The sequence below is a fragment of the Promicromonospora kroppenstedtii DSM 19349 genome, assembly GCF_000515355.1.
GTDB lineage: Bacteria > Actinomycetota > Actinomycetes > Actinomycetales > Cellulomonadaceae > Promicromonospora > Promicromonospora kroppenstedtii.
Map to the genome: position 1 here is coordinate 10,451 of NZ_KI911635.1, position 10,053 is coordinate 20,503.

A 10,053-nucleotide genomic window follows, 5' to 3' on the forward strand; every position below is an offset into this window, starting at 1 on the left:
AGGCTGGCTGCCCGGCTCCGGGCGGGCCGGGATGCCGCGCGGCCTCGCCCTGGTCTACCGGGCATTCCGGCTGCTCGACCCGGTGCTGCTCGCGGCCTGCCTCGCGGGCCTGCTGCTGACCGGCGCGGACGGCGGCGCCCTGGTGGTGTGCCTGCTCGTCTGGGTGTTCGGCGCTCTGGAGTACGTCAACTACTTCGTGGTGCGGCTGTCCTACCCGCTCGCCGAGTGGTTCGCGCTCGTCGGCCGACGGCGGACGCCCGCCCTGGTCCGGGACATCGCTCCACGGTAGGTCGCCGCGCCGCCGTGGGAAGCGCCGGCGTCACCGGGGACCCAGACCCTGGGTGGACCCGAGGTCGCCCGGGATCCACCTGGGGTCCGATGCCGCAGGCCGCCCGGCCGGGTAGCTTCCGAGCATGCCCACGGTCGCCCGCACCTCGTTCGCCACCACCGCCGTCGCCCACCCCCTGGTGCGGTGCGGCCTCGTGCTCGTGCTCAGCTTTCTGCTCGGCGGCCTGACGTCGTACGCCCAGGGCTTCCTGCCGAGCGCGCTGAGCTCCTTCGCGAACTCCGCCAGCGGCTGGACGGTGCTCACGGCGCTGCTGGTGTACGCCGCCCGGTTGCGCACGGCACCGTCCGCTGTGCTCGGCGCGGCGAGCTTCGTGCTGCTCGTGCTCGGGTACACGGCGGCCGCCCACCTGCGCGGCTACGTGTACGACCCGGTGCTCTTCTCCCTCGTCGGCATCGTGGCCGGCCCGTTCGTCGGTGTCGCCGCCTCCTGGCTGCGCGCGACCGGGGCCCGCGCCGCGCTCGGTACCGCCCTGCTCGCGGGCATCGGCGTCGGCGAGGCCGTCTACGGGCTGACGATCATCCGTGAGACGACCAGCCCGGTCTACTGGACGCTCATCGGCGTCGCGGGCCTCGCGCTGCTCGCCGGCATGCTGATACGCCGCGTGCGCGGCGTCGTGCCTGTGGCGCTCGCGGCCGGCGGGACGGCACTGGTTGCCGCGACCTTCTACGTCACCTACTCCAGCCTCTCCTAGTACTTGGTCGCAACCAGACATCCGGTGTGTGGCGCACCGTGAGTATCGCCGCCGTTACCGCTGGCCGACTCCGAGGTTCTCTTCAAGCCACGATGCTGCAACGTTTCAAGCCGGTTCCCGCGGGCAGGAGCTCGTGGCCTGAACAGAACCTCAGGAGCGACGAGGCGCGCCGCGATATGTGAGTCGCGAACCAGCTGGTGATGCCCACATCGGGCACTCGGCCGCGACGGAGCACCAGAGCCGGGTTCCAGGCCGGGTCACGCCGCCACCAGGCGGTCGAGCAGCCGGTCCAGCAGGGCGTCCGCGCGCTCGGCGGCGCTCGCGTCGACCAGCAGCGTCTGGGTCAGACCGGCGGCCGCGGCCAGGATCAGCTCGGCGTCGAGATCGGTGTCGCCGCCCTCGACACCCCCGTCACCACCGGCCGACGACGCCGCGCGGGCGCGCTGGAGCTGGGCGGCGATCGCCCCGATCAGGTACCGGGGTGCGCCCAGGGTGTCCTCGGCGCCGACGTCGGGCGCGGCCGCTCCGTCGGACGCGGCACCACCGCCGGAATCGTCCCCGGCCCTGCCCGCACTCAGCGCCCCCGCGTGGAACGCGTTGAGGACCACGGCGTCCTCCCGCCGCGCGGCGTCGGCGGGGAGCAGCTCGGTCAGGATCGCGCGGATCACCGCGCGAGGCTCCGGGTCCGCGCCGAGAGTCGTCAGTCGCCGTGTGAACCGCGTCCCGGCGTCGGCGACGACTGCCTGGTGCGTGGCGAGCAGGAACGTGCGCTTGGTGCCGAAGTAGTACTGGACCAGCCGCACCGAGATGCCGGCGTCGGCGGCCACGGACTGGAAGGTCGCGGCGCCGAGCCCGCCGCGCGCGATGACCCGGCGCGCGGCGTCGGTGATCTGCTTGCGTCGCTGATCGTGGTCGGCCAGCCGAGGCATGTGGTTCCGCCTTCTCGTCGCTCTTGATGGTATGCGTGCACCATCATAAGTGATACGTTCATACCAACAAGGCGATCGGCAAGGCGAGAAGGTGTACCCATGGCGAGGATCGGACGGTTCAGGAGCGACGCGGCGCGCGCCGAGTACCTGCGCGCGTACGCCGCGATGGAAGGCCTCTGGCCCCTCCCGGCGACGACGGCCGAGGTGCCGACCGCCTACGGGTCGACGCACGTGCGCCGGTCCGGCTCGGGCGAAGGGCTGCCGCTGGTGCTGCTGCACGGGTTCGGCGGCAACGGGCTGTACTGGTACGACGTCGTCGAGCGGCTGGCCCGCGACCGCGAGGTCCTCGCCCTGGACGCCGTCGGCGCGGCCGGGCGCAGCGTGCAGACCGCGCCCCTGACCCACGACGCCGACTACGGTGCCTGGTTCGCGCAGGTGCTGGACGGGCTCGGCCTGGACCGGGTGCACGTGCTGGGGGAGTCGCTCGGGTCGTGGCACGCGACCCTGGTGGCGCTGCACGTCCCGGACCGGGTGGCGAGCGTGTCGCTGATCGAGCCCAACGGCGTGATCACCAGGACCCCGTTCCGGGCTCTCGTCCGGATGCTCGGGTTCGGCGCCAACCCGACCGACGCGGGCTGGCGTCGGATGGGCGAATGGCTGACGCCGGGGGTGAGCCCGACCGAAGCGGAGCTCGCCTGCATGAAGGCCGCGCAGGGGTACCGGACGGCGGCCGGCTGGGCGCGGCCCCTGAAGGACGCCGAGCTGGCGTCGATCGCTCCGCCCCTGCTGGCGCTCTACGGCGCCGAGTCGGTGCTCTCGGAGCCGGACGCGGCCCGGCGGCGGCTCGCCGAGCACCTGCCCGGCGCCGAGGTCGAGATCTTCCCCGGGACCGGGCACGGCGTGCGCGGTCAGGTCCCGGACCGGGTGAGCGCCCGGGTCGCGGGGTTCGTGGCGCGGTGCGACGGGACGGTGCGCGCCTGACGCCGAGATCGCGCGCCTGACATCGAGCCCGCGCGTCTGACGACGGGCCCGCATGCCCGGCGCCGCGGGGGCGCACGCCTCGCACGCGGGCCTGGCAGCTTGGCGCTGTCCGGACCTCGTCCTGGTCACCGCACGGTCATCGCGCGGGAGGCTGTTTGAGAATCGTTCTCACTTCTGGTTGACTCCTCCTCCGTAACGAGAATGATTGTCATTCTAGATGGAAGGAGCGGGCGGCCCCGACCGCCCCACCGACGATGAGAAATCAACCCACCCGCGCGGCCGCCGGCCTCGGCGCGGCACTGTCCCTCGTCCTGCTCGCGGCCTGTGCGGCCGAGGGCGACCCGGCCGGCTCCGAGTCGGCGTCGGCGTCGGCCGACGCACACGACCACGAGTCGCCCGAGGCCACCGAGGCCCAGGCGCGCACGCCGCGCCTCGCGGTCACCTATGACGGCGGCGTCCTGGTGCTGGACGCGATGAGCCTCGAGACCGTGGGCGAGATCGAGCTGGAGGGCTTCACCCGCCTCAACGCGGCGGGCGACGAGCGGCACCTCATGGTCTCGACGACCGGCGGCTTCCAGGCCCTCGACCTGGGCTCCTGGGCCGAGGCCCACGGAGACCACTCCCACTACTGGACGGCCGACCCGATCCTCACGGACGTGACCTACGAGGCCTCCGAGCCCGGCCACGTCGTGGTGCACGAGGGTCGCACCGCCCTGTTCGACGACGGTACCGGCCTGGTGCGCGTGCTCGACTCAGCCCACGTGGCCGACGCGGACGCGGCTGCCCGTGAGTACACGACGCCGTCGGCCCACCACGGTGTGGCAGTCGAGCTGACCGACGACACCCTCGTGGTCTCCGAGGGCACCGAGGACGCACGCACCGGTATCCGGGTGCTGGACGGGGACGACAAGGAGATCGCCGCTTCCGACGAGTGCCCCGGGGTGCACGGCGAGGCCGTGGCCGCCGACGAGGCCGTCGTCATCGGCTGCGAGGACGGCGCCGTCGTCTACGCGGACGGCAAGATCACCAAGGTGGCCGCGCCCGACGATTACGGCCGTATCGGCAACCAGGCCGGAACCGAGGCGTCGCCGGTCGTGCTGGGCGACTACAAGAAGGACAAGGACGCCGAGCTCGAGCGCCCCACGCAGGTCTCGCTGATCGACACCCGCAGCGGCGACCTCCAGCTGGTCGACCTGCCGTCGTCCTACACCTTCCGTTCGCTCGCCCGGGGCGACGACGGGGAGGCGCTCGTGCTCGGCACGGACGGCCAGGTCCACGTGATCGACCCGGAGTCGGGCGAGCTGACCAAGTCGATCCCGGTCATCGACGAGTGGGAGGAGCCGGTCGAGTGGCAGGATCCGCGGCCCGCGATCCTCACGCTGGACGGCTCGGTGTACGTGACCGACCCGGCGAACGACTCGATCCACGCGGTCGACGTCGAGACGGGTGAGGTCTGGAAGTCCGCCGAGCTGGGCGTGACCCCGAACGAGCTGAACGGCGTCACGGGCGGCGAGGCCCACACCCACTGACCACAACGCGTTGAGTGCTGGCTATTTGCGCCTCCCGAGCCTCGGGAGGCGCAAATAGCCAGCACTCAACGCGTTGCGGGGATCAGGGGCGGGCGAAGAACGTGCGGATGTCCGCGACGAGCTGGTCCGGGACCTCCATCGCCGCGTAGTGGCCGCCCGTCGGGTACTCGGCCCAGTGCTGGATGTTGGCGTTGTCCCGCTCCGCGAAGGCCCGGATGGTCTTGAAGTCGTCGGCGAAGACGGCGACGCCGATGCGCCCCTGGCTCACCACCGGCTCGGCTTCGGACCGCGCCTCGGTGTAGTGGTACCGCACCGACGTCGCGGACGTGTTGGTCAGCCAGTACAGGGTGACCTGCGCCAGGACCTGCTCGCGGGAGACGAGGCTCGTGCCGTTGCCGAAGCTCTCGAACAGCTCGTTGTAGGCGAGCTGCCCGACCGGCGAGTCGCTGAGCGCGGCGGCGATGGTCTGCGGGCGGGATCCGTTCATCATGTTGTAGGCGCCCACGCTCTGGAACCACTGCAGGTGCTCCAGCGCCGCGAACTCCTTGGGGCCGAACCCGTCCATCTCGCCGTCGGCGCCCGTCGGGAACGAGAAGAGCTGGAGCAGGTGCGCGCCGAGGAAGCCCTCGGGATCGAGCACCGCCAGCTCGCGGCCGATCATGGCGCCCGCGTCGCTGCCGTGGGTGCCGTAGGACTCGTAGCCGAGCCGGCGCATCAGGGCGTCCAGGGTGCGGGCGGCGCGGCCCATGGTCCAGCTCCCGCCGTCGGCCGGCTCGACCAGCGGCGTGCTGAAGCCGAAGCCGGGGATGGACGGGACCACCACGTGGAAGGCGTCCTCGGCGCGGCCGCCGTGCGCGACGGGGTCGGTGAGCGGGCCGATCATGTCGAGGAAGTCGAGCACCGAGCCCGGGTAGGTGTGGGTCAGGAGCAGCGCCCGCGCACCCGGCTCGGCCGACGGGACGTGCAGGAAGTGGACGGTCTGACCGTCGATCTCGGTGAGGTACTGGGGGAACGCGTTGAGGCGCTCCTCCACGGCGCGCCAGTCGAAGTCGTCGCGCCACTGCTCGACCGACTCGCGCAGGTACGACTCCGGTGTGCCGTAGTCCCACGAGTCGCCCGGCGCGGCGGGGGCGAAGCGGGTGCGGGCGAGGCGGTCGTTCAGGTCGTCGAGGTCGGCCTGGGGGATGTCGACGCGGAAGGGGCGGATGCTGGTGTCGTTGGTGTTCATGTCTCCGACACTATGAGGGGTTCAGGAACACTTCTTTCCTCTATTCTGCCGAGTACCCGATCTCTTTTCAGATGCCGGTGAGGAGCCACGATGACGACGACGGCGGGGCGGTTGCTCGCCCTCCTGGGCCTGCTCCAGTCTCGTGCGGAGTGGACCGGGCCGGAGCTCGCCGCGCGCCTCGACGTCACCGACCGCACGGTGCGCAACGACGTCGCGCGCCTGCGCGACCTCGGCTACCCCGTGGACTCGGTGCGCGGCCCCGGCGGCCGCTACCGGCTGGGGGTGGGCGGCAAGCTGCCCCCGCTCGTGCTCGACGACGAGGAAGCGGTGGCGATCGCCGTCGGGCTGCGGGCCGCGAACGCGGTGGCGGGCATCGAGGAGTCCAGCGCCCGCGCGCTCGGCAAGCTGGAGCAGGTGCTGCCCGACCGGCTGCGCCGTCAGGTCGCGGCGCTGCGCGATGCGACGGAGACCGGGCCGGTGAACACCGACAGCAACGTCGAGGACCCCGTCGTCGACCCGGCGCTGCTCACCGAGCTGGCCGCGGCGATCCGTGACCACCTTGGGCTGCGCTTCTGGTTTCGCGAGGAGCCGCGGGAGGTGGAACCGGTCCGGCTCGTGGCGTGGCAGCGCCGGTGGTACCTCGTGGGGCGGGACGTCGGCTCGGGGCGCTGGGAGCCGTTCCGCGTGGACTGGCTGGAGCTGCGCCGGCCCGGCGGACGCCGCTTCACGCCCGTCGAGCCGTCGTTCGACCTGACCGAGTTCGTGGTGCGCGAGGTGGCCCGCACGGGCTGGGCGGTGCACACGCGCATCGTCGTGCACGCCCCGGCGCACGAGGTGCTCGACCGGATCAACCCGGCCGTGGGCACGGTGGAGCCACGGGACGACACGTCCTGCCTGCTGGTGACCGGCGGGGACAGCATCGAGACGGTGGCCGTGTGGATCGGCATGCTCGGCCTGGACTTCACCGTGTCCGGGCCGCCGGGCCTGCTGGACCACCTGGAGGTGCTGTCCCGGCGGTACGGCCGGGCGGTGCGGGGCTGACCCGCTCCTACTGTCCGGCCTGCGCCAGCATCCCGCGCAGCATCGCCCCGAGGATCCGGGCCAGGCGCGGCTCGACGTCGACCAGGGCGTGCGACAGCCGGGGGTCCGACCGGTAGAGCGTGGCGACCTCCGGCCCCGGCGTCGCGATCTGGTGGAACGTGCCCGCCAGGGACGTCGCCGCCGCGACCAGGTCGACGCCGTCCTCCTCGGTGAGGCCCGGGAGGGCCGCGCGGACCGCGGGGACGATCTGGTCCAGGCCCTCGCCGGTGGTGAGCTTGAACTCCCGCACCTTCTCCACCGACACGTTGCGCTCCAGGTTGAGCGGCGTCTGCGCGAGCAGGTCGCAGAACATGCCGCGCTCGGCGAGCGTGGCGGCGACCACGGCGGCGACGCTGTCGGCGTCCGGCCGTTCGACGGCGCCCACCCGCTCGGCGAGGTCCGGTGCCCAGTCCCGCCAGCCCTCGGCGGTGAGCCGCAGGAAGATCTCCTCGCGCGTCTCGAAGTACCGCAGCATCGCGGACTTGTGCATGTCCACGGCGGCCGCGATGTCGGTCAGCGTCACCTCGCGGATGCCCCGCTCGGCCCCGAGCCTGCGGGCGGCATCGAGGATGGCCGCCTCCCGGACGGCCTTGGCCTCGGGGGAGCGGGCCCGCTGGAAATCCCGGGTCGTCATGCTCACATCTTAGCGCAACAGGGTTGCGCAAGTTAGAGCAACGGTGTTGTATTAACGACATGCAGCAGACATGGTTCATCACCGGTTCCTCGCGTGGCTTCGGCCGCGCACTCGCACTCGCCGCGCTCGCCGCGGGCGACCGGGTGGCGGCCACCGCCCGGCGTCCCGAGCAGCTCGACGACCTCGTGGCGCAGTACGGCGAGCGGGTCCTCCCGCTCCGGCTCGACGTCACCGACCCGGTCGGCGTCCGCGCGGCGCTCGCCGAGGCCGCGTCCCGGTTCGGGCGCCTCGACGTCATCGTCAACAACGCGGGCTACGCCAACGTGGCCCCGATCGAGACGGGGGACGAGGCCGACTTCCGCACCCAGTTCGAGACCAACTTCTGGGGCGTCTACCACGTGTCCCGGGCCGCGATCCCGCTGCTCCGCGAGCAGGGCGGCGGCCTCGTGATCCAGTTCTCGTCGGTCGGCGGGCGGGTCGGCGGCTCGCCGGGCATCGCGTCCTACCAGGCCGCCAAGTTCGCGATCGACGGCTTCAGCCGGGTGCTGCGCGCCGAGACCGCGCCGTTCGGCGTCAAGGTGCTCGTCGTGGAGCCCAGCGGGTTCCGCACCGACTGGGCCGGCGCCTCCATGACCGTGCACGACGCGCCCGCCGGTTACGAGTCGACCGTCGGTGCCATGAACTCGCGGATGCGCCAGTCCGGAGCCGGTGCGGCGGGCGACCCGAACCGCGCCGCCCAGATCCTGGTGGCCGTGGCCAAGCGGGACGACGTGCCCGAACACCTGCCGCTCGGCGTGAACGCCACCGAGATGTCCGTGGCCCAGGACCGCCGCCTGCTCGAGTCGGACCAGCGGTGGAGCGCGGTCAGCCGCTCGGCCGACTTCGGCGAGCCGTTCCCGGTCGCCCTGCCGTAACCGCGCGGACCGCTGGTGGGGCGGACCAGCGGTTGTTTGCTCATCTGTGAGTGTCATCGTGCTCATCTGTTAGCCTGACGGCTGTTCAACGGAGTCGGAAGGGCGGCGGAGGAGCACGATGACGGCACTCGACGAGGAGACCGTGGGCGGCCTGGTGGCGTCCGCGCCAAGCGAGGCGGACCTCACGGTCCCCACCTATGACCGGTCCCGGCTGACCACCGGGATCGTCCATCTCGGGGTGGGTGGCTTCCACCGCGCGCACCAGGCGATGTACCTCGACCGGCTGATGGCCGAGGGCAAGGCCCTCGACTGGGCGATCTGCGGCGTCGGGGTACTGCCCGGCGACGCCCGCATGCGCGACGCGCTGGCCGCCCAGGACGGCCTCTACACCCTGGTGCTCAAGCACCCGGACGGGCGCCTGGAGGCGCGCGTGATCGGGTCGATCAAGGAGTACCTGCTCGCCCCCGACGACCCGGAGGCGGTGCTGGAGAAGATGGCCTCGCCCGAGGTCCGCATCGTCTCGCTGACCGTCACCGAGGGCGGTTACAACATCCACCACGTGACCGGCGAGTTCGACCTGGCCGACCCGGCGGTCGCCGCCGACCTGGCCGGCGGCGCCGTCCCCGCCACGACGTTCGGGCTGGTCACCGAGGCCCTGCGCCGCCGCCGGGACCGGGGCGTGCCGCCGTTCACCGTGATGAGCTGCGACAACATCCAGGGCAACGGCGAGGTCGCCCAGCGGGCGTTCACCACCTTCGCCCGGGCCAAGGACGCCGACCTGGCGGACTGGATCGAGCAGAACGTCGCGTTCCCGAGCTCCATGGTCGACCGCATCACGCCCGTCACCACGGACGCCGACCGTGCCATGGTCGCCGAGCGGTTCGGCGTCGACGACGCGTGGCCCGTCGTGGCCGAGCCCTTCGAGCAGTGGGCGCTGGAGGACAGCTTCCCCGCCGGGCGGCCCCCGTTCGAGGACGCCGGCGTGCAGGTGGTGGCCGACGTCGAGCCGTACGAGCTGATGAAGCTGCGCCTGCTCAACGCCGGCCACCAGGCCCTGTGCTACGTCGGCTACCTGTCGGGGCACCGGTACGCGCACGAGGTGGCCGGGCAGGACGTGTTCGCCCGGTTCCTGCTCGGCTACATGGACCGCGAGGGCACGCCCACGCTGAAGCCGGTGCCGGGCATCGACCTGGACGCCTACAAGCGCACCCTGATCGAGCGGTTCGCCAACCCGCACGTGGCCGACACCCTGGCGCGGCTGTGCGCCGAGTCCTCCGACCGCATCCCGAAGTGGCTGCTTCCGGTGGTCCGGCACCACCTGGCGCACGGCGGGCCGATCGAGCACGCCGCGCTCGTGGTCGCGTCCTGGGCCCGGTACGACGAGGGGGTGGACGAGGCCGGCGAGCCCATCGAGATCGTGGACCGCCTCGCCGACCGGCTGCACCGCGCGGCCCTGGCGCAGGCGGAGGACCCGCTGGCGTTCCTGCGCGACCGTGAGGTCTTCGGCGACCTGGTCGACAACGAGCGGTTCACCGCCGAGTACTCGGCGGCGCTGGCGTCCCTGCACGAGCTGGGTGCCCGCGCCACGGTCGAGGCCCTGGTCGCCCGGGGCTGACCTGCCTCGCGGCCCGGGCTCGCGCCGCGGAGGGCTAGCCCGGGACGATCGTCTCCAGGGCCGTCGCGGCGGCGTCGTCGACCACCAGGGTGTCGGCGACGCC

Annotated in this window: 9 protein-coding genes and 1 pseudogene; 7 read left to right on the plus strand and 3 right to left on the minus strand. The window is 72.6% G+C overall.

Annotated elements, in window-relative coordinates; all coding sequences use genetic code 11:
* Together PROKR_RS07220 and PROKR_RS07225 are read left to right on the plus strand one after the other, a co-directional pair.
* A pseudogene (locus PROKR_RS07220) lies at positions 1–289 on the plus strand (hypothetical protein); the annotation flags it as partial.
* A 124-nt stretch (positions 290–413) separates the two neighbouring features.
* A complete protein-coding gene (locus tag PROKR_RS07225) occupies positions 414–1,040 on the plus strand; it encodes a DUF6518 family protein (RefSeq protein WP_036961268.1) in 627 nt (208 codons plus the stop codon).
* A gap of 257 nt (positions 1,041–1,297) precedes the next feature.
* On the opposite strand, the gene PROKR_RS07230 is transcribed toward PROKR_RS07225, so the two are convergent.
* Complete coding sequence (locus PROKR_RS07230; RefSeq protein ID WP_036961271.1) at positions 1,298–1,969, minus strand: TetR/AcrR family transcriptional regulator; 672 nt, start codon at positions 1,967–1,969, stop codon at positions 1,298–1,300.
* Between the two features lie 99 nt (positions 1,970–2,068).
* On the opposite strand from PROKR_RS07230, the gene PROKR_RS07235 reads away from it, so the two are divergent.
* Both PROKR_RS07235 and aztD read left to right on the plus strand, forming a co-directional pair.
* Entirely contained in the window at positions 2,069–2,950 is an 882-nt protein-coding gene (locus tag PROKR_RS07235; protein WP_036961274.1) for an alpha/beta fold hydrolase, read from the plus strand.
* Between the two features lie 254 nt (positions 2,951–3,204).
* Positions 3,205–4,479: a zinc metallochaperone AztD gene (aztD, locus tag PROKR_RS07240; RefSeq protein ID WP_036961277.1), complete on the plus strand. Its 1,275-nt coding sequence runs from the start codon at positions 3,205–3,207 to the stop codon at positions 4,477–4,479.
* Between the two features lie 82 nt (positions 4,480–4,561).
* Here aztD and PROKR_RS07245 read toward each other — a convergent pair whose 3' ends face one another.
* Positions 4,562–5,707 (minus strand): epoxide hydrolase family protein, encoded by a 1,146-nt coding sequence (locus tag PROKR_RS07245; protein WP_036961280.1) that lies wholly within the window; start codon positions 5,705–5,707, stop codon positions 4,562–4,564.
* Positions 5,708–5,797: 90 nt separating this feature from the next.
* On the opposite strand from PROKR_RS07245, the gene PROKR_RS07250 reads away from it, so the two are divergent.
* On the plus strand, positions 5,798–6,748 hold the full coding sequence (locus PROKR_RS07250; protein WP_036961283.1) for a helix-turn-helix transcriptional regulator: 951 nt from the start codon (positions 5,798–5,800) through the stop codon (positions 6,746–6,748).
* A gap of 7 nt (positions 6,749–6,755) precedes the next feature.
* Here PROKR_RS07250 and PROKR_RS07255 read toward each other — a convergent pair whose 3' ends face one another.
* Positions 6,756–7,421 carry a TetR/AcrR family transcriptional regulator gene (locus PROKR_RS07255; RefSeq protein ID WP_036961287.1) on the minus strand — a complete coding sequence of 222 codons (666 nt, stop codon included), beginning with the start codon at positions 7,419–7,421 and terminating at the stop codon, positions 6,756–6,758.
* Positions 7,422–7,480: 59 nt separating this feature from the next.
* Here PROKR_RS07255 and PROKR_RS07260 point away from each other — a divergent pair, with 59 nt between their 5' ends.
* Positions 7,481–8,335, plus strand: a complete 855-nt coding sequence (locus PROKR_RS07260; RefSeq protein WP_036961290.1) for an SDR family NAD(P)-dependent oxidoreductase — start codon at positions 7,481–7,483, stop codon at positions 8,333–8,335.
* A gap of 118 nt (positions 8,336–8,453) precedes the next feature.
* Entirely contained in the window at positions 8,454–9,950 is a 1,497-nt protein-coding gene (locus PROKR_RS07265; protein WP_036961293.1) for a mannitol dehydrogenase family protein, read from the plus strand.
* Positions 9,951–10,053: the final 103 nt, after the last annotated feature.

Excerpts from the sequence above, each read along its gene's own strand:
- PROKR_RS07225 (WP_036961268.1), top strand. The coding sequence starts at position 414 with ATGCCCACGGTCGCCCGCACCTCGTTCGCCACCACCGCCGTCGCCCAC.
- PROKR_RS07230 (WP_036961271.1), bottom strand. The coding sequence starts at position 1,969 with ATGCCTCGGCTGGCCGACCACGATCAGCGACGCAAGCAGATCACCGAC.
- PROKR_RS07235 (WP_036961274.1), top strand. The coding sequence starts at position 2,069 with ATGGCGAGGATCGGACGGTTCAGGAGCGACGCGGCGCGCGCCGAGTAC.
- aztD (WP_036961277.1), top strand. The coding sequence starts at position 3,205 with ATGAGAAATCAACCCACCCGCGCGGCCGCCGGCCTCGGCGCGGCACTG.
- PROKR_RS07245 (WP_036961280.1), bottom strand. The coding sequence starts at position 5,707 with ATGAACACCAACGACACCAGCATCCGCCCCTTCCGCGTCGACATCCCC.
- PROKR_RS07250 (WP_036961283.1), top strand. The coding sequence starts at position 5,798 with ATGACGACGACGGCGGGGCGGTTGCTCGCCCTCCTGGGCCTGCTCCAG.
- PROKR_RS07255 (WP_036961287.1), bottom strand. The coding sequence starts at position 7,421 with ATGACGACCCGGGATTTCCAGCGGGCCCGCTCCCCCGAGGCCAAGGCC.
- PROKR_RS07260 (WP_036961290.1), top strand. The coding sequence starts at position 7,481 with ATGCAGCAGACATGGTTCATCACCGGTTCCTCGCGTGGCTTCGGCCGC.
- PROKR_RS07265 (WP_036961293.1), top strand. The coding sequence starts at position 8,454 with ATGACGGCACTCGACGAGGAGACCGTGGGCGGCCTGGTGGCGTCCGCG.